Origin of the sequence: Rhodococcoides fascians A25f (assembly GCF_000760935.2) — a bacterium.
Taxonomy (GTDB): Bacteria; Actinomycetota; Actinomycetes; order Mycobacteriales; family Mycobacteriaceae; genus Rhodococcoides.
The window spans coordinates 3,968,581-3,989,168 of sequence record NZ_CP049744.1 but is presented as its reverse complement, the minus strand read 5'-3'; the positions used below and the strand labels follow the sequence as shown (position 1 = coordinate 3,989,168).

Here is a 20,588-nt window from a genome sequence, read left to right as displayed (position 1 = left end):
CATGTCGGCCCAGGATCTGATCTCCTCGCTGCCCACCGATCTCTGGCTCGGCGGTACGCAGACACCGTCGGCGTCGGGCGCACGATTCGCCGTGCTGAACCCGGCGACCGGCGAGGAGTTGACCACCGTCGCCGACGCCACGGCGGGCGATGGCATCACCGCGCTCGATCTCGCTGTTGCGGCGCAGGGCGCGTGGGCGGCGACGCCTGCCCGCGAACGGGCAGAGATTCTGCGGCGCGCCTTCGACCTGCTGCAGGCGCGCGCGGCCGATTTCGCCCTGCTGATGACCCTCGAAATGGGGAAGTCGTTGGCGGAGAGCCGCGGTGAAGTGAACTACGGCGGAGAATTCCTGCGCTGGTTCAGCGAGGAAGCCGTTCGGATCGGCGGCCGGTTCGCTCCCGCGCCGGCAGGCAACGGCCGAATCCTGGTGACCAAGATGCCCGTCGGTCCGGTGCTGGCCATCACCCCGTGGAACTTTCCGCTGGCCATGGGAACGCGCAAGATCGGGCCCGCTCTGGCTGCCGGATGCACCGTCATCGTCAAGCCGGCCGAGGACACTCCGCTCACGATGCTCCTTCTGGGGCAGGTGTTCGCCGACGCGGGGTTGCCCGATGGGGTGCTCTCGATCCTTCCGGCCTCCGACGCCGCGGCGGTCACCGGACCGCTGATGGACGACCCCAGACTGAGGAAGGTCACGTTCACCGGATCGACCGGAGTGGGAAAGCTGTTGGTGCGCAATGCAGCCAACCGCCTGCTACGGACGTCGATGGAGCTCGGTGGCAATGCCCCCTTCATCGTGTTCGACGACGCGGATATCGACGCGGCCGTGGACGGGGCGATGCTCGCCAAGATGCGCAACGGCGGCGAGGCGTGCACGGCGGCCAACCGTTTGTATGTCGCGAACTCGGTGCGCGAGGAATTCACCGCGAAGTTGACGGCGCGAATCGAGGCCTTGACGGTCGGTGCGGGTGATCGAGAGGGCACCGATATCGGGCCGCTCATCAACGACAAACAGCGTGGAACGGTCACCGCACTGGTCGACGATGCCGTCGCGAAGGGTGCTCGGGTACGCACCGGCGGTACGGCACCCGATGGACCCGGATTCTTCTATACGCCGACGGTTCTCGACAGTATCCCCGCGGACGCAAATCTGTTGCAGGACGAGATCTTCGGACCTGTCGCGGCGATCATCGGATTCGACAGCGAGGCCGAGGCCGTCGCTGCAGCGAACAACACCCGATACGGGTTGGTGGCGTACTTCTTCACCGAGAATCTCGACCGTGCTCTGCGGGTGTCGGAGGCTCTGGACACCGGCATGGTCGGGGTCAATCGAGGTGCCATCTCGGACGCGGCCGCTCCGTTCGGTGGTGTCAAGGAATCGGGCTTCGGCCGCGAGGGTGGGTCGGAGGGCATCGAAGAATACCTCGAGACCAAGTACATCGCGCTGCAGTAGCCGGCGCACATAGCGCTCCACTCCAGGCCGAGGGTGCGGGAATTCCCCGATGCACGGCCAGGAGTGGAGCCTCGTGCGCCGAGATCATCGTCCCATTCGTCGGTCCAATTCGTATCTGACCGCGTCCAGGAACTGCTCGGTGGTCAGGTAGTCCTGGTTTTCGCCGATCAGTGTTGCGAGGTCCTTCGTCATTCGACCGTCTTCGACGGTCCTCACGACGACGTGTTCGAGTGTCCGGGCGAACCGGCCCACTTCGGGGGTTCCGTCCAACTTGCTGCGGTGTTCGAGGCCGCGAGTCCAGGCGAAGATCGACGCGATCGGGTTGGTCGATGTCGGTTCACCGGCCTCGTGCTCACGGAAGTGGCGTCGCACGGTTCCATGGGCAGCTTCGGTCAGGCATGTCCTGCCGTCCGGTGTCAGCAGGATGGACGTCATCAAGCCTGGTGAACCGAATCCCTGTGCAACCGAGTCCGACTGCACGTCACCGTCGTAGTTCTTGCATGCCCACACATACCCTCCTTTCCACTTCATGGCCGATGCGACCATGTCGTCGATGAGGCGGTGTTCGTACGTCAGTCCGGCTGCCTCGAACTCGGCCTTGAACTCGGTCCGATAGATGTGCTCGAAGACGTCCTTGAATCGACCGTCGTACGCCTTCAGGATGGTGTTCTTCGTCGACAGATAGACCGGATAATTCTGCTGCAAGCCATAGTTCAACGAGGCCCGCGCGAAATCGATGATGGACTGGGTGAAGTTGTACTGACCCTGCACCACTCCGCCGAGGCTCTCGTCGGTGAACCTCACCAACTCGTGCCGTATCGGTTCGCTTCCGTCGTCGGGGGTGTAGGTGATGGTGACGGTACCCGGCCCGGGCACAGTGAAATCGGTTGCGCGGTACTGGTCGCCGAAGGCGTGACGTCCGATGACGATGGGTTCGGTCCACCCGGGAACGAGTCGGGGAACATTCGAGATGATGATCGGGGCTCGAAAAATAGTTCCCCCGAGTACATTCCGAATGGTGCCGTTGGGTGAGCGCCACATCTGTCTCAGGCCGAACTCCTCCACCCTGTCGGCGTCGGGCGTGATGGTGGCGCACTTGACGCCGACGCCGTACTTCTCGATAGCTCGTGCAGCATCGACGGTCACCCGATCGTCGGTGGAGTCACGATTTCGTATTCCCAGGTCGTAGTACTCGAGGTCCACGTCGAGATACGGAAGGATCAGATGATCCCTGGTGTATTGCCAGATGACTCGGGTCATCTCGTCGCCGTCCAGTTCGACGACGGTGCCCTCGACTCGGGTCTTGGACTTCGGCATGAGAGTTGGGTCCCTTCAGTGGACTCTGCACTGCGGCAAAGTCATTCGTTGTATCCGAAAATCGAATTCCACGCGGCCTGATCCTCGGCGGAATGGGTGGTCGATTCCTCCGGGGTGATCCGGTGCACCTTGGGATCGGTGAAGTCGGGGAGCTGAACACCGAGAATGTTCGGCGGATCGACATCGGTCCGTACCGAGTACTCACCGAGGTCGGTGAACACCCGCTGGCCGCGGGTGGAGAGGTTCCAGTTCATGAATACCTGTGCGGCAGCAAGATTGCGTGCAGTGTCGGCCACTCCGGTGTAGTAGTCGTACGAGGTGACTCCCTCGTCCGGTACGACGAAATCGACGGGAGCGTTCTCGTTGTTCGCAATGTTCACGCTGCTCACGACGACGGTGCCCGCGTTGATCTCGCCGCGGGCCAAGGCGTCGAGCTGGGCCCCGATGGAGTCGAACACTCGTGCCTCCGAGGAGTATCGGCGGAGGTAGTCGTCGCCGAGAACATCACGCTGAAATCGAGTCAGCGCGAGCGCGCTTCCGCCCGAACCGGCCTGCGCGATACCGAGTTTGTCGTTCCAACGATCCTCGAGAAGAGAATTCCACGACGTCGGCGCGTCGGTGGGATCGACGACTGCGCGGTTGTACCCGAAGGTGTAGATCGGGTTGAACGTGCGGAAATATCGGTTGTCGTCGAACGAGACGTCATCCTGGAGATTGTCCGCAGTATCGGGCCGGTAGGGCTGGAACAGTCCGCGCTCGGCCAAACCCCGAACGAACCCCGGGTCGGAGATCCGGATGACGTCTGCATCGAGGCGACCGGTGCTGTATTCGGCCGTGAGGCGTTCGTAGAGCCGATTGGACGTCAAGCGAACGAGTTTCACATCGATACCGGTGTCGGCCTCGAACTGTTCGAGCACCTCGGATTCGGTGTCCTGCGTGTATCCGCTGTACAGCGTGATGGTGCCCTCGGATTCTGCGCGCGACCACAGATCCGGGTCTGCGATCTGCTCGCCGTCGATCACCAGAGCACCACCTGGTTCGGTGATGGACGCGGCCGACCGTGCCAGCGATGGGGCCTGCGGTGGTGGACTGCATGCGGTCACCGCGGCGACTGCGATGGCGCACACTGCGGCACCGAACCGCCGGATCGTCGATGTGGTCATCTACTTGGACTCCTTTGCGCCGAATCGGCGGGACAGTGCAGCAAGAACGCCGATCACGACGCAGTAGAGCAACCCCAGTTCGGCGGCCGATCGGATGGATCCGTTGTCGTAGGCGTCGAAGATCGCTATGGACAGCAACCTCGTGTCCGAAGTGAACAGGAAGAGAGCTGCCGTCAATTCGCGCATCGACAACATGAGTAGCAGCAGAAAGGTCGAGGACAGCCCGATTCGGAGCAGGGGCACTGTCACGAATCGGATGGCCTTCGATCGGCTCGCGCCGAGCATCACTGCGCTGTCCTCGAGGTCCTGGTCGAGCTGAACGATGGAAGAGGACACTCCGCGGTATCCCTGCGGCAGGAAGACTGCGATGAATGCGACGACGAGGACGGCGAGAGTTCCGTAGATCGGCACGGGCAACGCCAGCCAGGTCCAGAGCAAACCCAGCCCGAGCACGATCGCGGGAACTGCCAACGGCAGCATTGCCACGTACTCCAGCACCGATCGTCCGGGCGACCTGGTCCGGTACCGGGTGTACGCCAGCGCGAAGCAGAAAGTAGTGCCGATGGCCGCGGTCGACACACCGACGATGACACTGTTGAGTACCACGTTGTGGAAGTCCGGGTCCTGAACTGTTTGCCCCAGGCTCCACAAGGACAACGCGCCGGCATCGAACAATTCCCCGAATCGGGCCAGGTACGGGCTCGTCTGGAGCGACGCCACCACGAGGGCTCCCATCGGGAGTGCCACGGCGAGAACGAAGTACAGCCATGCGAGAGCAGCGGCAGGCCAACGCCAGCCCCGAAGCGGCACCTGCCGTGCACGCACTCCCTTGCCGCTCACAGTGGTGTATTCCTTGCTGCCGGTCACTCTGTTCTGCAAGGCCACGACGATCACGAGCAGAACGGTGAGGACGACGGCGATGGCTGCCGCGTCGTTGCTGCGAGCAGGCGCAGCGTTCATGAGTCGGTAGATGAGGGTGGGCAAGGTGTCCACGCCGCCGGGTACACCGATGACCTGTGCGACGGCGAAGTTCTCGACGGTCAGAGCGAACACGAGTATGCCGGATCCGATCGTGGCAGGAAGCACGAGCGGAAAGGTGATCTTACGGAGCATCTGGGTGAGCCCTGCCCCGTGCAGGCTGGCCGCATCTTCCAGATCCGGATTCATCAAAGACAACGCCGAGTGAATCATCAGGAACGGATAAGGAGCGTAATACAGGCCGAGAACGAAGATCATTCCGGCGAAACTGTAGATGTCGACGAATCCGGGGAGTCCGAGTGCAGTCAGGGCGAGATTGAGGTAGCCGGTTGCGGGGCCGGCGAGCAGAGCCCACGCCAGCGCACCGACGAGCGACGGCAGAAACAGTGGGGCGATCCCGATGCCGTAGATCAACTTTCGACCAGGGATGTTGGTTCTGGCGGCCAAGAACGCCAGTGTCGCACCGATGAGGAGGGCGAGAATCGACGATCCGATTCCGACGATCGCGGAGCTCCACATCGCCTCCTGAGCCGACGGGCGTCCCAGTAGAGCGAAATTGTCGAAGGTGAAGTTACCGAAGTCGAAGACATTGCTGCGGTCGGGATTGTCGGTGAAGGCACCCATGACGATGAAGAACATCGGGCACAGGACGATGAGCGCGAGAAGCGCGAGTTGGACGAGTGTCGGAATGCTCCGCCGCAGCCGTGGGTTGCGTGTGCGCGACACCGAGACACCCGGCGTCGGTGCCGGAGCTTGCCGCGGACGGTCGGTGGTCGGGGCGCTCACGAGAGAGCCCCGACGAGCTGCGCACGGTCGTCGACGAGAAGCTGTGCGGCTCCTGGTGTTACGTCGACGGTGACTCGTTCTCCGACGTGCAGCGCCCGTTTCGAGGCTCCGGTGGCGAGTGCCTCGATATTCGGCCCGCCGTCGAGAGTGATGCGGTAGCGAATGGTCGCGCCCTGGTAGCTCGCGACGTCGACACGCCCCGCCCAACCCACTCCCGCAGACGTCTCGTCGTGCACAGGCGTGACGGCCAGGTCCTCGGGACGCAGACACACGAGCAGTCGGTCCGCATTGTCGGGCACGGTGGCATCGACTCTGATCGTGAAATCGTGGTCGGTGAGCGTCACTGCTCCGGAGATGCCAGGAGTAGGTGAGCACGCGAACAGGTTGCCCACGCCCAGGAACTCTGCGATCGACCCACTCGCGGGCGCGGTGTAGATCTGATCGGGTGCGCCGCTCTGGACGATGCGACCGTTCTGCATCAGCGCAATGCGGTCGGCCAGGGCGAATGCTTCCACCTGATCGTGAGTGACGTAGATCGTGGTGAGGCCGAGTCGCAGTTGCAGTTCACGCAGTTCCATTCGCAGGCGTTCGCGCAGGCGCGCATCGAGATTGGACAGCGGCTCGTCGAGCAACAGGACGTTGGGGCGCATGACCAGACTCCGTGCGAGGGCTACCCGCTGCATCTGCCCACCGCTCAACAGGCTGGCTCCGCGCCCGGCCAACTCACGCAGCCCGACCAGATCGAGTGTCTCGTGTACGCGAGAGACGAGTTCGTCCTTACCGACTTTCTGCATCTGCAGCGAGAACGCGACATTCTCGAACACGGTGCGATGAGGCCATACCGCGTACGACTGGAACACCATTCCGACGTTGCGCTTGTTCGGCGGTACGGTTCGACCGCTGGAAGAATCATGCATCACGTTGTCGCCGATTATGATTCGGCCTTCGTTCGGACTTTCGAGACCTGCGACGCAACGCATGGTGCTGGTTTTGCCGCAGCCCGATTGACCGAGCAACACGAGGGATTCTCCGTCGGCAATCTCGAGATCGAGGTCCCGGACGACGGTGTTCTTGCCGTAGGCAAGGGTCAAATTCTCTATCGATACTTTCATTGGGAATTCCTTCGACTTGTCGGTTCTTCTCAGACCCGAGACTCGACGAGCTGATGCAACGCTCGAATATCACTGTCGTCGAGCGTGATCCCGTCTCGGATCTGCTCGTGGTACCGCGCCATCTCGTATTCGCCCGGTAGTCGAACGGGATCGGCGGGATCCGACGCTGGAACCGAATGCAACCGATCACCGAAGTCCTGGACGCGCTCGTGCAACTCGGGCCCGGAGAGCAGCAGTTCGGTGTTGACAAGGATGAAGAAATGGCCCAGGTTCTGGGCCCGCTCGGGTGAGACACTCCATGAGCTGACCTTGTCCAGATATGCTGCACCGGAGAGTAGTCCGGCAAACAGGTCGACCATCACCGCCAGCCCGTATCCCTTGTGGCCCGCGATGGGTTGCAGGAACCCCGAGAGCGCGGCGCTCGGATCGGTCGTAGGTCGGCCTTCGCTGTCGGTGGCCCAGGTGGCGGGAATGGTGCGGCCATCGTTTTGGGCGGCTCGAATCTTAGCTCTCGCTGCGACGCTCAACGCGATGTCCAGAAAAATGGGGTCGCCACCCGGATTGGGGATGCCCCATCCCATCGGGTTGTTGCCCACTCGCGTGGCCTTCCCTCCGGACGGTGCGATCGTGGTCGTGGCATTGCTGGCGATGATCGCCGCGAATCCCTCCGAGGCAGCCTTGAAGAGATAGGGCATGACCGGGCCGAAATGATTGCTGTGCTTTGCGAACGCCGCTCCCACGCCGCATGTTCGGGCACCGTCCATGGCTGCGGCGAGTGCAGCACTACCGACCAGAGGTCCCACCGCGTTGGCGCCGTCGATCAAAGCCAGAGCCGATGCCGGCCGGGTGGTGGTCACCACGGCGCGCGGATCGATGCCCCCGATGGTGGCGCGATCGAGGTACTGCGGGACCCGTTGTATTCCATGTGTATGAATGCCGAACAGGTCGGCCAAGACGAGGACTTCTGCGATGGTCCGAGCTGACGCCTCGGACATACCGCAGGTGATCAGTGCTCGCGATGCCAGATCTTCGAGGTGGGCGGCGGAAACCGTAACTGTCGACATGGTGCCATGGCTTTCTGTGCAGTCGAGGGAGTGCCGAGGACGTTCGCGGAACAGGTCAAGCGAACGGTGGCCTATGGCCTGGATCACTCTCGAAAGCCACTATGGCAGCGCAGGGTGATAAGCACTAGTCAAGGTTTCTTGACCCCGACGTAAGAGATGCTAAAGTGCGGTCGATGAAAGCGGACTTGACCCGGTTGCAGATCTTGTCGGCTGTCGGACGACACGGATCCATGGCCGCGGCAGCCGACGAGCTGAGCTACACCTCTTCGGCCGTCTCGCAGCAGATCAGCAAGTTGGAGTCGGAACTCGCCGTCGAGCTCGTCGAGCGACACGCCCGCGGTGTGCACTTGACCGAGGCCGGGCGAGCGGTTGTCGCGAGGGCGCGCGCCATCGACGAGCAACTCGACGGCATGAGAGACGATCTCCGTGAGCTCGCCGGAGGCTTCACCGGGACTGTCCGCTTCGGAGTCTTTCCCACGTTTGCCGCGTCGTTGTTGCCCGACGTCGTCATCGGTCTGCGTGAGACGCACCCGGGAATTCGCTTGTCGGTACATTCGAGCCGAATCGCGCCCCTGCGGGAATTGCTCGAGACGCGGCAGCTCGATCTGGCGCTGACGTGGGACTATCCATGGAATCGAACCGTCGACGAAGGCCTGACCGTCCGCGAAATTCTCAGCGACTCAACGGTATTGATCGTTCGACGCGATCACGAACTCGCGCACGCGGATACGGTCGAGCTCTCGGATCTGAGCAACGACGACTGGATCGTGCGAGCGGGAGGTCACCCCACCGCAGAGCATCTCTGGCGCTGCGCCCGTACCGCCGGCTTCAGGCCGACGGTGGTGGTGGAAGCAAGCGACTACCAGGAAACGCAGGCCATGGTCGCTGCAGGTCTCGGAGTCACGTTGTGCCCCCAACTGGCCACCAGCTACGTCCGCGACGAGGTCGTCGTCAAGCGACTCGCCGCGTCCGTGCCGGCACGGCGTATCTGTACGGCCCGGCCATCGGACGTCGAACCGTCCGTTGCCAGTCTCCGCCTGGAGGCGTTGCTTCATCAGGTCGTGAAGGGATACAACGCTTCTCGGGGGTAGGCGTCCGACGGTTCGGCGTCGGTGCAGGATGTCGGAGTGATGCCTCCGCTCAGCCCTGGGCGGCCGCGATCCGGTCCTCGGCCAGACGATCGGCTGCGGCTCCCAGCAGAATGCCCTCGGCGTGAGCGATGGCGAAGATGCCGGAGACGGTGTCGCGGATCTTCCCGATCGTGGCCATCACCTGGGCCGAATCCTTACCGCGCAGTTCGCCTTCCACCTGGATCAGTCCGCCGGCGTTGGCGACGTAATCGGGCACCCAGACGATTCCGCGCGCCGCCAACATCTCTTCGACGTCGGGTGTGAGCAGTTGATTGTTGGCCGCGCCGCAGACGATGGACGCCGACAACCGGGCCACCGACGACGCGTCGAGGGTGGCACCCATGGCGCACGGTGCATAGACGTCGACGTCGGCACCGATGATGTCGGATCCGATGGTGACCCCGGGGAAGTCCAGGGCGATGCGATCGAGTGCGGGTGCATAGGAGTCGCTGACGATCACGTCGGCACCGGCATCCCGAAGCAGGGCGACGAGGTTGTATCCGACCTTTCCTGCACCTTCGACGGCGACACGCTTTCCGGTCAGATCGTCGGAGCCCCACACCGATTCGGCTGCCGCACGGAGCGAAAGAAAGACCCCGAGCGCGGTCTGCGGACCGCTGTCGCCGGTGCCGCCTGCAGTGGTGTTCTTGCCGACGACGTGCGCAGTCTCTTCGGCAATGATGTCGAGATCGTTGCTGTTGGTGCCCACATCGCCTGCGGTGACGTAGGTTCCACCGAGCGACTCGACGAAACGACCGTATGCGTTCAGCAGCGTCGGGGTCTTGATGGCGGTGGGATCGCCGATGATCACGGCTTTTCCGCCGCCGAGGTCGACGCCAGCGACGGCGGCCTTGTAGGTCATTCCGCGGGAGAGCCGCAGTACATCGGTCAACGCATCCTGCTCGGATGCGTAGGGGTAGAAGCGAGTTCCGCCGAGGGCCGGCCCGAGAACGGTGGAGTGGACGGCGATGATCGCACGCAGCCCGGTATCGCGATCCTGGCAGAACACGACGCGTTCGTGTGCGGAGTTGCGCGGCATGTCGGGACGGTCGAAGACGCCTGCTGTCGAGGAGAGGGAGCGGGGCGGGGTGCTGGTGACGGCGGCGGGGTGGTCGGCAACGACGGACACAGGCGGTCTCTTTCGGTGATGAGGCGGCGGTACCCGGAAATGGGTGGTATCCGGGACATGTCCGTCGAAGAGTGCCGTGAACGTGCACGCTGGTCAACCGCCGTCGCCGAGATCATGCATCTTGCACGGTGGACGCTGAATCGGTCTGGCAGAGCTGGTCTGCCTGCTCAGCGTCGGCCGTCTTCGGCGAGCTGTTCGAGCAATGGCTTGGTGCGGTACTGGATCAGTTCCGACATGGCGATGGACATGTTGGTGCGCTCGACTCCTGGTATCTCGAGAATCAGACCGGCGATGCGATACAGGTCGTCGGCGTCGACGGCGGCGATGCGGATGTGCATGTCTGCAGCTCCGGACAGCCCGAACACCTCGAGTACCTCAGGGATGGTGCGGAGATTCTCGGTGACTGCCGCCAGCATGTGCTGATTTACCCGTGCGGTGACGAACGCCTGCAGCGGTCGCCCCAGCGACTTCGGCGGTATGCGGTGATCGATCGGAGTGAGTGAGCCCTTGTCGTCCCATCGACCGAGGCGCGCCTGGACGGTGTTTCGCGACAAGCCCAGTGTCGTGGCGAGTTCGACCCCGGTGGCGCGAGGCTTCGAGCAGAGGGCAAGGAGAAGCTTGGCGTCGGTCTTGTCCAAATCGGTCATTGCGCACTTCCTGTAGCTCGGTCGTTACCCAATTTTGTGCACGTTGCGCAGTTTCGAAGTCATCACTTGTGCAGTCTGGATGTCGGTGGTGTCCTTGTGAAGGAGATCACATCAGGACGGAGAGTGCCAGGACCATGAACACCAACTCGCTGGTTCAGCTGATCAAAGAATCGGGAACCGTGGTGCGCAACGAGACCTACTCGCCTCTCGTCGCCGATATCGACACGGCCGCGATGATGGAGATGTATCGCGATCTCGTTGTCGTCCGGCGCATCGATTCCGAGGCCACCGCATTGCAGCGGCAGGGCGAACTGGGTCTGTGGGCACCGCTGCTCGGTCAGGAAGCAGCGCAGGTCGGATCCGCTCGTGCGCTCGACTCCGAGGACTTCGTGTTCGCCAGCTATCGCGAGCACGGTGTCGCTTACTGTCGCGGCGTGGACCCCACCCAGATGCTGCGGTTCTGGCGCGGATCGACGCTGTCCGGCTGGGACCCGTACGAGTACCGGATGACCACACCGGCGATCATCGTCGGGTCGCAGGGTCTGCACGCGACCGGGTACGCCATCGGCATGCAGCTCGAGGGCGCCGAAGGTGCGGCCATCACCTACTTCGGTGACGGCGCGACAAGTCAGGGCGACATCTCCGAGGCGCTCGGTTTCGCCGCCAGTTTCCATGCGCCGGTGGTGTTCTTCTGCCAGAACAATCAGTGGGCGATCTCCGAACCGGTGACGGTACAGACCAAGACGACGATCGCGGCCCGCGGCGAGGGCTTCGGTATTCCGTCGGTGCGCGTCGACGGCAACGACGTTCTCGCCGTCCTGGCTGTGACCAGATCAGCGCTGGCGCGCGCCCGAGAGGGTAGTGGCCCGACGCTCATCGAAGCCGTCACCTACCGGATGGGTCCGCACACCACGTCCGACGATCCGACGCGATACCGCTCGGGTGCCACCGACGACGAATGGCGTGCGAAGGATCCGATCGATCGAATCGAGAAGCTGCTCCGTCGAATCGGCGTGTACGACGACGCGTTCGCTGCCTCGGTCAAGCGCACCGCCGACGACGTAGCCGCCGAGCTTCGTCGCGGTTGTCTCGAGACCGTCGAACCGGAAGCGATGTCGGTGTTCGACAACGTCTACGCCGATCCACACCCCCTCCTGGACGACGAGCGAGCCCAATTTGCCTCGTACCAGGCCGGATTCGAAGGAGCCACGTCATGACCACCATGGAAAGTATTGCGCCGCAGCGGCCCACGAGTCTTCCGTTGGGCAAGGCCATCAATGCAGGTCTGCGGCGAGCGATGGAGAACGACCCGAAGGTCCTGCTGATGGGCGAGGACATCGGCAAGCTCGGCGGCGTCTTCCGCATCACCGACGGCCTGCAGAAGGACTTCGGACCCGGTCGTGTTCTCGATATGCCGCTGGCCGAGTCCGGCATCATCGGCACCGCAGTCGGTCTCGCGATGCGGGGATTCCGGCCGGTGTGCGAGATTCAGTTCGACGGTTTCATCTATCCGGCGTTCGACCAGATCGTCTCTCAGGTGGCCAAGCTGCACTACCGCACCAGTGGCAACGTGAAGATTCCGATGACGATTCGCGTGCCCTACGGCGGCGGAATCGGTGCCGTCGAGCATCACTCGGAGTCGCCCGAGGGCTACTTCGCGCAGACCGCGGGCCTACGCGTGGTCACCTGTAGCAATTCTGCAGACGGCTACTCGATGATCCAACAGGCTATTGCCAGCGACGACCCCGTGTTGTTCTTCGAGCCGAAGCGTCGGTACTGGGAGAAGAGCCCGATCGACCTGGACTCCACCGATCCGGGCGCGTCGTACCCGCTGCACCGGGCGCGGGTGGTCACCGAGGGCACCGATGTCACCCTCATCGCCTACGGCCCGCTCGTCGCCACCGCCCGCAAGGCCGCCGAAGTTGCTGCCCACGAGGGAATCTCGATCGAGGTCATCGATCTGCGCTCGCTGTCCCCGATCGACTTCGAGACCATCGAGGCCTCTGTGCGCAAGACCGGACGTCTGGTCGTCACACACGAGGCGCCGGTGTTCATGGGTATCGGCTCCGAGATCGCCGCTCGTATATCCGAACGGTGTTTCTACAACCTGGAGGCACCGGTGCTACGCGTCGGCGGCTTCGGGACCCCGTACCCCGCGTCCAAGCTCGAGAAGTTCTATCTCCCCGACGTGGACCGGATCCTCGACGCCGTCGACCGCTGCCGCTCCCACTGACTTTTCGCTCACTGCCTCCGACAGACACCGAACAGGATTCGACGATGCCCACCATCCAGAGTTTTCCGTTGCCCGACCTCGGGGAGGGTCTCACCGAGGCCGACCTGCTGACCTGGCTCGTCGCCGTCGGTGACACGATCGAGTTGAATCAGAACATTGCCGAGGTCGAAACGGCCAAGGCTGCCGTCGAACTTCCGTCACCGTTTGCGGGTGTGGTTGTTGCGCTGCATGTCTCGGAGGGCGACACCGTCGAGGTCGGGGTGCCGATCATCGACATCCGAGTCGGCGGCGACAGCCACGACCCCGAAGTCGTCGTGGCTGCGGCCGATGTGGACGAAGAAAGCCCCGCCGAGGACAGTGACGAACGGGTCCCGGTTCTCGTCGGCTACGGCGTGGCGAAGGAAGGATCCAGTCGGCGCGGCGGCCGGGGACCCGCTCCGGTCACCGCGACATCGAGTGGTCGGAACGGCAAGCCGTTGGCCACACCGCCGGTGCGAAGGATCGCCAAGGACAACGCCGTCGACCTGGCCGAGGTGCCCGCAACCGGAAGCCACGGTGACGTCACGCGTGAGGACGTCGAGACTTACCTGAAGGGTGAGGAGCCGGCGGAGGCGCGGGCCCCGCACCGGACCGGCCGCGAAGAGCGCACGCCGATCAAGGGAGTGCGCAAACACACGGCGGATGCGATGGTGCGCAGTGCATTCACCGCTCCGCACGTCACCGAATTCGTGACCGTGGACGTCACCGAGACCCTGACACTGCTGGAATCCCTCCGGTCCTCGACCCACTTCGCGGACGTGCGACTGACTCCGTTGGCGTTGGTGTCCAAGGCAGTTCTGGTAGCACTGAGATCGAATCCGTCCCTCAACTCGTCCTGGGACGAGGCGGCTCAGGAAATAGTCACCAAGCACTACGTCAACCTCGGCATCGCCGCAGCGACTCCGCGCGGACTGATGGTGCCGAACATCAAGGACGCGCAGGAACTCTCGTTGGTGGACATCGCGCGTGCACTGGCAGATCTGACGCGTACCGCCAAGGAAGGCAAGAGCAGTCCAGCCGACCTCGCCGACGGCACGATCACGATCACCAACGTCGGAGTGTTCGGAGTCGACGCCGGGACACCCATTCTCAATCCCGGTGAAGCGGCCATCCTGTGCTTCGGTTCGATCCGCCGTATGCCCTGGGAACACGAGGGTGCCATCGCACTGCGTTCGGTGACGACGCTGTCACTGTCGTTCGATCACCGACTCGTCGACGGCCAGCAGGGATCACAATTCCTCGCCCTCGTCGGTCGGTTGCTCAGCACTCCGATGGATATGATCGCCCTGAGCTGATTCCACGGCTCGATGGAGACAAGTCGATAGAGACAAGGGTGCGCGCGTGGCCGAGGCAATCGACGAGTACTTCCTGAAGCAGGTTCGCTCGGCCCGGCCGGGTGGGTCGGTCGTCGCGAATCCGGATCGACTGCTTCGGTACTTCGACGCGCAGCTTGCCAGCAGGCATCTCGACTTCGCGGCCCGTCGGTTGCAGTCCGAGGGCTTCGGTTACTATACCATCGGATCGTCCGGGCACGAAGCCAACGCAGCCGTCGGGGCAGCGACCGAGGTCACCGACCCGGCGCTGCTGCACTACCGCTCCGGTGGCTTCTATGCCGCACGCGCACAGCAGTATTCGGACTCGAACCCGATCCGGGACGTGCTGGCGAGTCTGGTCGCCTCGACTCGAGATCCCATGTCCGGCGGCCGCCACAAGGTGTTCGGGCATCCGGCTCTGGGCATCGTCCCGCAGACGTCGACCATCGGATCCCAGGTTCCGCGCGCGGTCGGTCTGGCGTTCGCGCTCGGTCGAGCAAAGGCGCTGCGACATCGAACCCCGTGGCCCGAGAACGCCGTTGTGGTGTGCAGCTTCGGCGACGCCTCGGCCAACCATTCGACGACGGTGGGTGCGCTCAACTCGGCTGCCTACTGCGCACACCAATCCGTTCCGATGCCGATCCTGTTCGTCTGCGAGGACAACGGAATCGGCATCAGTACCCGATCGCCGCGGGGGTGGATCTCGCAGTCGCTCAGCCGATTACCGTCGATCGAGTACTTGCGTGCCGACGGCGATGATCCGATCGCACTGATGCGCACCGTCGACGATGCGGTTGCAACGGTACGGGCGAGGCGGCGTCCGGTAGTCCTCCATCTCGAGACGGTGCGGCTGATGGGTCACGCCGGATCGGATGCCGAACTCGCCTACCGCTCGAGCGCAGACATCGTCGGTGACTACGAGCGAGATCCGTTGCTGGCGAGCGCACGTGCACTCATCGGGGGCGGTGTTCTTTCGGCAGCCGATGTCGAGGCCCGCTACGAAGCGATGCGCGAGACCGTCATGGGCGAGGCCGAGGCGACGGTCGACTCGCTGCGCTCCGGGGAATCGTCGCGTCTCGCTACCGCAGATGCGGTGATGGCTCCGCTCACCGAACGACGACCGAGCGCTGTGGCCGCCACCGAGTCCGGTCTGCGCGGTGCACCCAGCGAGCAGCGTCTCACGCTCGCCGCGATGATCAACCGAACTCTCACCGACATCATGACCGCGCGACCCGACGTGCTCGTGTTCGGCGAGGACGTGGCCGTCAAAGGCGGCGTCTACGGCGTCACGAAGGGTTTGCGCAAGAAGTTCGGGGCAGCAAGAGTTTTCGAGACTCTGCTCGACGAACAGACGGTGCTCGGCACCGCCCTCGGTGCTGCGCTCGCTGGATTCGTCCCGATACCCGAGATTCAGTATCTGGCGTACCTGCACAATGCCGAGGATCAGCTGCGCGGTGAGGCTGCGTCGCTGAAGTTCTTCTCCGACGCCCAGTACACCAACGGGATGGTGGTGCGCATCGCTGGTTTGGCGTATCAACGCGGTTTCGGCGGACACTTTCACAACGACAATGCGGTCGCTGTTCTGCGCGATATTCCGGGCATCGTGGTTGCGGTTCCGAGTTCGGCGGCCGAGGCCGCCGGTCTCTTGAGAACCTGTGTGGCACTGGCCGCGGAGGAGGGGCGAGTGTGCGTGTTTCTGGAGCCCATTGCGCTCTATCACCGCACCGATCTGCGCGACGGCGACGGTGCACTGCGCTGTGCCGACAGTTCATCGGGCGATTTCGGCACCGTCGCAAGCCATCTCGACGGAGAAGATCTGGTGATCGTCACGTTCGGAAACGGAGTGGTGATGAGTCGACGGGCCGCGTCGCGGTTGAGCGAACGCGGGATCGCGGTGACGGTCGTGGACCTACGTTGGATAGTGCCCCTGCCGGCCGAGGATCTGTTGCACCGGCTGGCACGCTTCGATCGAGTGCTGATCGCCGACGAAACCAGGCACGACGGGGGAGTGGGTGAGGGCGTCGTGACCGCCCTCGTCGAGGGCGGCTACGACGGTGCCATCGCACGAGTCTCGAGCGCGAATTCGTTCGTCCCCCTCGGCGGCGCGGCCGATCTCGTCCTGCTGTCGGAAGACGAGATCGTCGACGCGGCCGTGCGGATGATGGACGCCGGTTGACCTGGTGAAATGGTTGTGCGGGGGAGCGCCTCGCTATCGGTTCGTGCCGGTGCCCGGATGAAGAACGACGCCGCCACTGCGACCGACGACGACGGGCAGGACGCCGATCCGGTGGACATCTACCGAACCACGCTCAGCGATCTGCGACGCGTCGTCGCCGACTGACCTTCTCGTCGTGCGCGGAATTTCGTAGCAGGGGGCGAGTTTTCGTGTACGTGGCGCGAAGCGCCTCTCACCCGAAGCGGCTGGGCGACAGGTCCGCTTCGTCGAGCCCGCGCTCGGTCACATCGACCGGAAGTGGTTGCCGCCGTACCAGAGACGCGCCGACCCGGGCCAGCGCTGCGCACGTCTGGATTCCGTACCCACCCTGACCGGCGCACCAGAAGAAACCCTCGATATTCGGATCGAACCCGACGACCGGAGTTCGGTCGGGCACGAAACTCCGCAAACCGGCCCAGGACGACCGCACGTGCCGCGCCGTCAACGTGGTCGCCTCGGCAATGTCGTCGAACGCTCGGGCGATCTCCAACTCGTCCGGGCGGGCATCACTCGGCTCGGTTGGCGTCTCGTCCGCAGGCGAGCACAGTAGTTGTGTGCCTTCGGGTTTGATGTAGAACTTCTCGTCGATGTCGCTCAATGTCGCCAGGTGTGCGGTATCGAGGTCGTCGGGTGCTGCCACCATGAACACCGAGCGACGCATGGGTACGAGTCCGATGGGCTCGGCTCCCGCCATTGCCCCGAGGGCATCCGCCCATGCGCCCGCGGCGTCGACGACGAGTGGAGCAGTGTGTGTCGACCCATCGGTGGTGTGCGCGTGCCACAGGCCGTCGATGCGCCTCAGTGACCTCACCCCGGTCCCGGTGTGGACACGCCCGCCCCGCGCACGGAGCCCGCGCACGTAGCCCTGATGCAGGGCGTGTACGTCGACTTCCATCGAATGCGGCTCGTACAGAGCGCAATCGATCAATTCGGGGCGCAGCGGCGGAAAGAATGTGCGCGCGTCGGCAGGCGAAACCAGTTGTACGTCGGGCGTCAAGCGGCTGACGTCGGCGTACATCGCTTCGAGCGCGTCGCCGCGTCCGATGGACGCGAACTGGAGCAGGGGGCGCGGGGCGAGCAGTTCGGATCGAAAGTGCTCCGGCGGGCTCTCCAGGAAGTCTCGGCTGGCCGTCGTCAGAGCACGAATCGTGTTGTTGCCGTAGGTCTCCAGAAACAGCGCGGCCGATCGTCCGGTGGTATGAAAGGCCAGGGTCTTCTCGCGCTCGAGCAGGGTGACCCGGTGATCACTCGCGAGTTCGTATCCGAGCGAGACACCGCCGATTCCGCCGCCGACAACTATTACATCGGTGGTAGGCGTGTCGCGAACAGACGTGCTCATCGAGTTCTCCCGTTCCTCGGCTGGGTGATTTTCGGCTGGGCGGTCCACTGAGCGCCGGGGCCGACCGCTTCGTCGAAGATCAGCCAGGTTCGGGTCGACAGTATCCCGTCCAGCCCCTGCAGCTTGTCCAGCACCAGATGTCGCAGCGCCGATGTGTCAGGAGCACGGACCAGAACGAGCGCATCGAAATCACCGCCCATCAAGCTGACGTGCTCGACGAACGGATAGGTACTCAGGTCGTCGGCGACGGCACGCCACGAATCCTGCCGAATGGACAGAGCCACATAGGCGGATGCGCCGACCCCGGCCTTCTCGTAGGCGATGCGTGCGGTGAACCCCTCGATGACGCCCTCGTCGAGGAGGCGGTCGACGCGTACGTAGGCGTGTGCCCGGGAGATGTGGGTTGCCTCGGCCAATGCGCGCATGGACATTCGGCCGTCACGGCTCAGCTCGGTGACGATGCGTCGATCCACGTCGTCGAGCTCGTACTCGGTTTGTGCCATCCGTCCACTCCAGGTCGTTCACGAGAGGTCTGTATGGACAGACTGCCACACCAGGCGCAATCGAGGGCCATACATCTACATCTGGGCCCCTGATTTGAAAGCTGGTCCACTGGGCCGCACTCTGTGTAGAACGGGAAAGCCGAGACGAACACGTGCAGAAGGGGTACCGCATGACCACGACGGACACGCTCGATCACGTCACGACCTCGGTCGCACGGCGCGTTCGCGAGGGGTACGAAGCAGATTTCGTCGAATGGACCGATCGCGGTATCGATCTCGTTCGAACTTTCCCCGGCTTTCTCGGTGGCGGCTGGCTGCGCAGTTCCGGCGGATCCAACGACTACCACGTGGTGTATCGGTTCGAGACCCACGACAACCTCGACGCGTGGCTGCACTCGGACTCTCGACGCCGCTGGCTCAGCAGCGGCAGGCCCATCGCCGACGACGTTGCAACACATCGTCTTTCCGGCGTGGAGGGATGGTTCGAGCCGCAGTCCAACCTGACCGACGCAGTTCGAGTGATCGGCGGCCCGCCACCCCGGTGGAAGCAGGCGATTTCGATCGGCGTGGCGTTCTATGCCGTCAGCTTGCTGGTCAACATCGTTCTCACACCACATTTGATGGGGTTGAACGTGGCCCTGCGAACGGCGGTCGTGGTGATGATGTGCACGCCGCTGATGGTCTATGTGGTGATGCCGTTCGTCACCTCCCGGCTGCGGAAGTGGCTCGTACCCCGCGTCTGAGCCCGGCCTCGCTTGTCCACAACCTCACTTCTATACAGTCGAGATCATGCCCGACGCCCGTGTGCACAACCAGTTCGCTCTCGACGGGGCCTGGAACTTTCGAGACCTCGGCGGTGTTCGCACTGCCGACGGCTCGAGGATTCGGCCCGGAAAGTTCTATCGCGCATCGGAATTGAGTGCTCTCACCGAGAGCGGACAACGCGCCGTGGTCGATCTCGGGATACGCACGGTGTTCGATTTTCGCAGTGACTCCGAAATCGCACGAAGTGGTGTCGACAGAGTTCCGGACGGCGTGCAGTCGATCTCGGTGCCGTTCCACAACGACATCGGTGAGCGCGCTCCGCACGAGGTACCGACCCACGAAGAACAGAGTCAGGTCGACTACCTGCTCCGCGCGTACGCGTCGTTCCCGGTGCTGGACGGGGCGGCGCACGCGATCAAGCAGGTGGCGGAGGCTATTGCCGCCGGACGAGGCGGAGTTCTGGTGCACTGCGCCGCGGGTAAGGATCGGGCCGGGTGGACCGTCGCGACTGTGCTGCGGGCCGCCGGAGTGAGCGAGGACGAGATCCTCGCCGACTACCTCGCCAGCAACGCTGCAGTGGAGCCGCTGCTCGCCCATGTGCGCCGGACATGGGCAGGTGCCGATGACGCCCGAGAGCCCGGGGAGGCGTTGTTGGGAGTCCGCGCGTCCTATCTGGAGCGTGGAATGCAGGCTGTGACGTCGAATCACGGGTCGTTCGAGGCATATCTGAGTCACCTGGGTATCGATGACCATCTGCGCGGACGGCTCGTCGCCGAATTGGTTCAGGACTGAGCGGTAGCCTCTGCGTCATGCGAATCGGACAGACGGCCCCGGATTTCGAGCTCCCCGATCATGCGGGTGAATCCCGTGCGCTCTCCGAGCTGACGGCATCGGGACCGGTGGTGCTGTTCTTCTATCCTGCGGCCAACAGTCCCATTTGCACCGCCGAGGCCTGCCATTTCCGCGACCTCGGAACAGAGTTCAGCAGATTCGGTGCGCAGCGAGTAGGAATCAGCACCGACACCCGCGACAAGAATCAACATTTCGCGCTGCAGAGGTCCTTCGACTTTCCACTGCTGTCCGATTCCGACGGCGCGGTGGCCGAACAATTCGGAGTGCGGCGAGGTGGGTGGTTCACCCGGCGGCGTCGGCTTCGTGAGCTCGAACGCGGGCGGGCGCATGCGGCCAATCGTGGGTATTTGCGGCAGCTACTGTCCGTGAAGCGGACGACATTCGTGATCGATCGGCACCGAGTGGTGCGGATGGTGGTGCAGAGCGAACGCGGTCACGTGCACGCGACCAAGGCCTTGGAATACCTGCGTTATCTGTCTTGACGACGAAGTGCGCCTTTATTCGTTCGCGCCGCTGAACAGGGCGGTGTAAACAGCAGGCTTCGAAGCTT

The 20,588-nt window shown here is 63.7% G+C and carries 18 protein-coding genes; 9 read left to right on the top strand and 9 right to left on the bottom strand.

Going from position 1 to position 20,588, the window contains the following annotated elements:
• Position 1: 1 nt before the first annotated feature.
• A complete protein-coding gene (locus tag BH93_RS18545) occupies positions 2 to 1,453 on the top strand; it encodes an NAD-dependent succinate-semialdehyde dehydrogenase (RefSeq protein ID WP_037176472.1) in 1,452 nt (483 codons plus the stop codon).
• Between the two features lie 84 nt (positions 1,454 to 1,537).
• Here the strand turns inward: BH93_RS18545 and BH93_RS18540 are convergent, their stop codons facing one another.
• The 5 genes from BH93_RS18540 to BH93_RS18520 are packed head-to-tail and all read right to left on the bottom strand — an operon-like array spanning position 1,538 to position 7,873.
• Positions 1,538 to 2,770 (bottom strand): NADP-dependent isocitrate dehydrogenase, encoded by a 1,233-nt coding sequence (locus tag BH93_RS18540; RefSeq protein ID WP_037176474.1) that lies wholly within the window; start codon positions 2,768 to 2,770, stop codon positions 1,538 to 1,540.
• Between the two features lie 41 nt (positions 2,771 to 2,811).
• Entirely contained in the window at positions 2,812 to 3,933 is a 1,122-nt protein-coding gene (locus tag BH93_RS18535) for an ABC transporter substrate-binding protein (RefSeq protein WP_037176476.1), read from the bottom strand.
• Entirely contained in the window at positions 3,934 to 5,697 is a 1,764-nt protein-coding gene (locus BH93_RS18530) for an ABC transporter permease (protein ID WP_242459006.1), read from the bottom strand.
• Positions 5,694 to 6,809, bottom strand: a complete 1,116-nt coding sequence (locus BH93_RS18525) for an ABC transporter ATP-binding protein (protein WP_037176478.1) — start codon at positions 6,807 to 6,809, stop codon at positions 5,694 to 5,696. The genes BH93_RS18530 and BH93_RS18525 overlap by 4 nt, the downstream gene beginning before the upstream one ends.
• A gap of 29 nt (positions 6,810 to 6,838) precedes the next feature.
• The gene (locus BH93_RS18520) at positions 6,839 to 7,873 is read right to left on the bottom strand and encodes an Ldh family oxidoreductase (protein WP_037176480.1); all 1,035 of its coding nucleotides are present in this window, start codon (positions 7,871 to 7,873) and stop codon (positions 6,839 to 6,841) included.
• Between the two features lie 173 nt (positions 7,874 to 8,046).
• Between BH93_RS18520 and BH93_RS18515 the strand changes: the two genes are divergently transcribed.
• Positions 8,047 to 8,964, top strand: a complete 918-nt coding sequence (locus tag BH93_RS18515) for a LysR family transcriptional regulator (protein WP_037176482.1) — start codon at positions 8,047 to 8,049, stop codon at positions 8,962 to 8,964.
• 49 nt (positions 8,965 to 9,013) lie between these two features.
• Here BH93_RS18515 and BH93_RS18510 read toward each other — a convergent pair whose 3' ends face one another.
• Both BH93_RS18510 and BH93_RS18505 read right to left on the bottom strand, forming a co-directional pair.
• Positions 9,014 to 10,042 (bottom strand): Glu/Leu/Phe/Val family dehydrogenase, encoded by a 1,029-nt coding sequence (locus BH93_RS18510; RefSeq protein WP_052065799.1) that lies wholly within the window; start codon positions 10,040 to 10,042, stop codon positions 9,014 to 9,016.
• Positions 10,043 to 10,299: 257 nt separating this feature from the next.
• A complete protein-coding gene (locus BH93_RS18505) occupies positions 10,300 to 10,779 on the bottom strand; it encodes an Lrp/AsnC family transcriptional regulator (protein ID WP_032376573.1) in 480 nt (159 codons plus the stop codon).
• Positions 10,780 to 10,913: 134 nt separating this feature from the next.
• Between BH93_RS18505 and pdhA the strand changes: the two genes are divergently transcribed.
• The 4 genes from pdhA to BH93_RS18485 are packed head-to-tail and all read left to right on the top strand — an operon-like array spanning position 10,914 to position 16,540.
• Positions 10,914 to 11,996, top strand: a complete 1,083-nt coding sequence (pdhA, locus tag BH93_RS18500) for a pyruvate dehydrogenase (acetyl-transferring) E1 component subunit alpha (RefSeq protein WP_037176486.1) — start codon at positions 10,914 to 10,916, stop codon at positions 11,994 to 11,996.
• Between the two features lie 5 nt (positions 11,997 to 12,001).
• Entirely contained in the window at positions 12,002 to 13,012 is a 1,011-nt protein-coding gene (locus BH93_RS18495; protein WP_371832107.1) for an alpha-ketoacid dehydrogenase subunit beta, read from the top strand.
• A 44-nt stretch (positions 13,013 to 13,056) separates the two neighbouring features.
• On the top strand, positions 13,057 to 14,346 hold the full coding sequence (locus BH93_RS18490) for a dihydrolipoamide acetyltransferase family protein (protein ID WP_037176490.1): 1,290 nt from the start codon (positions 13,057 to 13,059) through the stop codon (positions 14,344 to 14,346).
• A 46-nt stretch (positions 14,347 to 14,392) separates the two neighbouring features.
• Positions 14,393 to 16,540: a thiamine pyrophosphate-dependent enzyme gene (locus BH93_RS18485; protein ID WP_037176491.1), complete on the top strand. Its 2,148-nt coding sequence runs from the start codon at positions 14,393 to 14,395 to the stop codon at positions 16,538 to 16,540.
• Positions 16,541 to 16,772: 232 nt separating this feature from the next.
• Here the strand turns inward: BH93_RS18485 and BH93_RS18480 are convergent, their stop codons facing one another.
• Together BH93_RS18480 and BH93_RS18475 are read right to left on the bottom strand one after the other, a co-directional pair.
• Positions 16,773 to 17,918: an NAD(P)/FAD-dependent oxidoreductase gene (locus BH93_RS18480; RefSeq protein WP_037176492.1), complete on the bottom strand. Its 1,146-nt coding sequence runs from the start codon at positions 17,916 to 17,918 to the stop codon at positions 16,773 to 16,775.
• Positions 17,915 to 18,421 carry an Lrp/AsnC family transcriptional regulator gene (locus BH93_RS18475; protein WP_032404776.1) on the bottom strand — a complete coding sequence of 169 codons (507 nt, stop codon included), beginning with the start codon at positions 18,419 to 18,421 and terminating at the stop codon, positions 17,915 to 17,917. The genes BH93_RS18480 and BH93_RS18475 overlap by 4 nt, the downstream gene beginning before the upstream one ends.
• A 170-nt stretch (positions 18,422 to 18,591) precedes the next feature.
• Between BH93_RS18475 and BH93_RS18470 the strand changes: the two genes are divergently transcribed.
• From BH93_RS18470 to BH93_RS18460, 3 genes are read left to right on the top strand one after another with little or no spacing between them, the layout of a single operon-like run.
• Entirely contained in the window at positions 18,592 to 19,164 is a 573-nt protein-coding gene (locus BH93_RS18470) for an antibiotic biosynthesis monooxygenase (RefSeq protein WP_037176493.1), read from the top strand.
• Between the two features lie 46 nt (positions 19,165 to 19,210).
• Positions 19,211 to 19,978, top strand: a complete 768-nt coding sequence (locus BH93_RS18465) for a tyrosine-protein phosphatase (RefSeq protein ID WP_037176494.1) — start codon at positions 19,211 to 19,213, stop codon at positions 19,976 to 19,978.
• Between the two features lie 17 nt (positions 19,979 to 19,995).
• Positions 19,996 to 20,520, top strand: a complete 525-nt coding sequence (locus BH93_RS18460; RefSeq protein ID WP_032376582.1) for a peroxiredoxin — start codon at positions 19,996 to 19,998, stop codon at positions 20,518 to 20,520.
• Positions 20,521 to 20,588 lie beyond the last annotated feature (68 nt).